This is a genomic window from Tunicatimonas sp., assembly GCF_049647865.1.
In the GTDB taxonomy this organism is placed as follows: Bacteria; Bacteroidota; Bacteroidia; order Cytophagales; family Cyclobacteriaceae; genus Tunicatimonas.
In genome coordinates this window covers 1-1,962 of sequence record NZ_JBARYM010000276.1, presented here as the reverse complement: position 1 = coordinate 1,962, position 1,962 = coordinate 1, and the positions used below count along the sequence as shown (strand labels likewise).

General features: G+C 37.6%; 3 protein-coding genes. All 3 read right to left on the bottom strand.

What is annotated here, in order from left to right; translation table 11 throughout:
- Window positions 1-9: 9 nt before the first annotated feature.
- Window positions 10-375, bottom strand: a complete 366-nt coding sequence (locus tag WBA23_RS08440; protein WP_424581835.1) for a hypothetical protein — start codon at window positions 373-375, stop codon at window positions 10-12.
- A gap of 61 nt (window positions 376-436) precedes the next feature.
- On the bottom strand, window positions 437-1,147 hold the full coding sequence (locus WBA23_RS08435; RefSeq protein ID WP_424581834.1) for an SMI1/KNR4 family protein: 711 nt from the start codon (window positions 1,145-1,147) through the stop codon (window positions 437-439).
- 84 nt (window positions 1,148-1,231) lie between these two features.
- Window positions 1,232-1,962, bottom strand: a 731-nt coding sequence (locus WBA23_RS08430; RefSeq protein ID WP_424581833.1) for a hypothetical protein, incomplete at its 5' end; no start/stop codon positions are given.

Here is a 1,962-nt window from a genome sequence, read left to right as displayed (position 1 = left end):
ATCTAAGTTCTAACCAGACAGTAGTTCTACGCCAGCTTCTTGCTGGGCGACCACCATTTCAAACGGGTTGAACGGGCTGAAGGTAGCTCCTAACACGGCTGACCCATTGCTGGCAAACACCATAGTTGATACACTAAATCCAATACCAAGTCCAAACAGCAGCAGTATGGGAGTCATGGCTATAATTTCCTCTTGTAAGTCAATACTAATTCCCCTGATAAACCGCACAGCGATAATTATTAATGCTAGGGATTGTTTACCGCTTAATAGTGCTATTAGTTGATTCAGTCCTTGATTTAACGCTCCGATCTTTTCAATCAGGTAAAGGCATCCTCCCAGGATAAGTATTAGCACAATTAGGTCGGCCCGTCCAATAATTTTCTGAGGATCTTCAATTATGATATTGCGCTGAACCTTGCATTACTTATAAGTTCTGTTAGCTATCGTTAGCGTTCATTTCACTATTTATAAATTCAACTATTCTATTCGCCTCTTCTTCAAATTGTTGCTGAAATTTAACACGGATCGAGCTTTTGTTAACCAGATCAAAGTATACCCAACCCCCAATCTTTTGAATAATATACTTCGGTTGCCTATTTTCTATAATCCTATCAAACGCAATTTTGTCAATAAACCGCTTATGTACTTTCTCAAAAAGAGGTTTATTCAAGATTCCATTTTGTACAAAATCCGAAAATACCTTCAACTTGAAGTTATCGTAGCTATCAAAATAGATGTTGTCTTCAAGTTTGTAATTCGATACATAGAAATTAATTACTTTGTTAAACGTACTAAAATAAACCGGACTCATTGAGTGCCTTGGCATTACCACAAATGGCGATTTATTACCTGGAATCAATAGAACAGTGTCCCCGTCAATTGTTCTGGCTATTATTATCCCGTCTATGATAGTTTTTTCTTCTTCTATTGTCAGTTCCCATATATCTAAAGCATCTTGAAAGGTTGACCGGAAATAGTCTTTATCAGGAAGAGTAATCATTAAGAGTTCACTGATATCGCCGAACCCATAAGTCATCAAAAAGTTCTTATAACCTTCCGGTAAGGTAGAGCCAATAGTATCTTCAATCTTCTTAATATCAATTTCACTAAAAGGTTTCAAACTTCCGATTGTGTAGTATCTTTCCATTTTTGATGACGGTTGTTAGCGGTTGAAATATAAAGTGTGGCGTCCCACAGGGTACTAAGATTTCGTATGTGTTACGTGCCTTTATTATTTTAGTGCTTTTTTTCTTCCAATGAACTGTACCCATTGTATAAAATTGAACTCAAGATGGTCAAACATCATTTTTTCACCTTCAACATTCATATGTAAGTTAGGGTAGTAGCGTAAATTTGTTCGTAAAAGGCTTGTACCGGTTTTTGTTACCCGAATGTCCCAACCAAATGTAATCCCAAGGGCTACTTTATTCTCTCTGTAATCAATTCCATCTACTGAGGTGCGCAGGTTTTCATAGGAAAGTATTGGCCCTGCAAAAGGTACAAATCCAAGATAATTAAATAGGAACTTGACTGACTCAACCCCTACTGAGTGCCTTCGCGTTTCTATTACTGTGTCAAATCCTTCGTAACGATCCCCGTAGGTACGATAGGATACATTTACATTGGCATCTACGTTATTGAAGTATCGGCCCAACGTCAGGTCGGGCAAAATGGCAGCAGAATAATTATCATAGAAGAAGAAGAAATTCTTTTTCAAGTAAAAAGATTTGGTCATCTGTAGGGCGGATGATGGCCCTATTCCAAAAAACCACGCGCTTAGTAAATTCTTCGTTCGTAAAACGTTGTAGTCTTCATTAACTTGTTCTACTGCCCGGTTTGTTCGCATATATCGGTCAGAATCAATATACCTTAGCAAACTCAAATTGAAAGAAACTGGATCTACGTTTACCTCCGCTCTATCAGCAGGAGAGATAAAATAGTTGAATTGATTTTGGTAATTGT